This is a genomic window from Kitasatospora sp. NPDC001225, assembly GCF_053597855.1.
This window is the reverse complement of record NZ_JBSFJC010000478.1, coordinates 1-1,146: the sequence shown is the minus strand read 5'-3', so window position 1 is coordinate 1,146 and position 1,146 is coordinate 1. Positions and strand designations below refer to the sequence as shown.

Here is a 1,146-nt window from a genome sequence, read left to right as displayed (position 1 = left end):
GCGCGGCGACCCTCCTCCGAGCCGTCGGCAGGTCAGGCCGGTCCCAGGCCCGGTTCTTCGGGTACTCCGCCACCGTGGCGGCGATCAGGAACCTCCGCGGTTGCCTGTTCCGCGCTTCGCTCACCCCAGGCCCTCGGCGATCGCCTTCCCACACAGGGCGTCGGTCAGGTACGCCGTCGCGTCGTGTGCGTGCGTGCCGTTGGACAGCAGTCCCGAGCGCAGCCGCTCGCCGAAGACCGGCCGCAGGTCCTTCACCAGGGCCACCACGTCCCCCGTGCCGGCCAGATTCGTCCACGCCATCCCGTCTCCGCCCGGCCACACCCCGCGAACCCCCGTGCCGGCCCGTTCGGGAACCGGCTGGAGGCGGTCGAACACCAGATTGCGGATGCCCAGCGGCGAACCGATCGTCACCAGCGCCCGCACCCCGTGCCCCGGCAGCGCGCACAGCGCCTCGTAGGCCACCACCGAGCCCAGCGAGTGCGCCACCACCACTCGGGTGTCCGGGCCGATCCGCGCCATGACCCGACCGCGGACCCGCTCACGAACCTGCTGGTCCGTCAGGTACTCGCGGACCTGCTTCAAATCGCTGACGACCATCCGCAACGCCACGTCCGAGAAGAACCTCGACCCGGACAGAGCCCGCAGGGCGGCCTGGACCGAACGTGGTGTCGCCACCAGGGTGTCGGCCGCGCCTGGGGGCACCACCCCTGCATCGACCTCCGACGCGGCTGACCACCAGGCGGCGAGAAGTTCCCGTTCGAAGCCGTCCTCCACATCCCTGGCGGTATACGGCGGAATTCCGGCCGAGAGCATCCGGCCGACCGGACGGAACACGTCCCCGTAGAAGCCCACCGCGACGTCCTCCTCCCCCAGCACGTCCGCGACCGCACCGGCCCGCCGCAGGCCGTCGCGCAGCGCCGGCCACCACACCGCCCGCAGCCGGTCCTCCCCCTGCACCTGCTGCCCTATCCCGTGCACACACACCACCCGGGCCACGACCACCACCCCCAGCAGACCAGAACGCCGCCAACCGCAGCGGATTCACACCTACCAGCCCCCGTCATGCCCGTCTGCCGAATCAGCGAAATCGACAGCCTGCCTCCGGTGCACGTCCCACGGGTTCGAAGCCGTCCTCGAACCCATCCT

General features: G+C 71.4%; 1 protein-coding gene. It reads right to left on the bottom strand.

Annotation, left to right across the window (positions count from 1 at the left end):
• Window positions 1-120 precede the first annotated feature (120 nt).
• A complete protein-coding gene (locus ACWDCZ_RS41595) occupies window positions 121-876 on the bottom strand; it encodes a hypothetical protein (protein ID WP_449818760.1) in 756 nt (251 codons plus the stop codon).
• Window positions 877-1,146 lie beyond the last annotated feature (270 nt).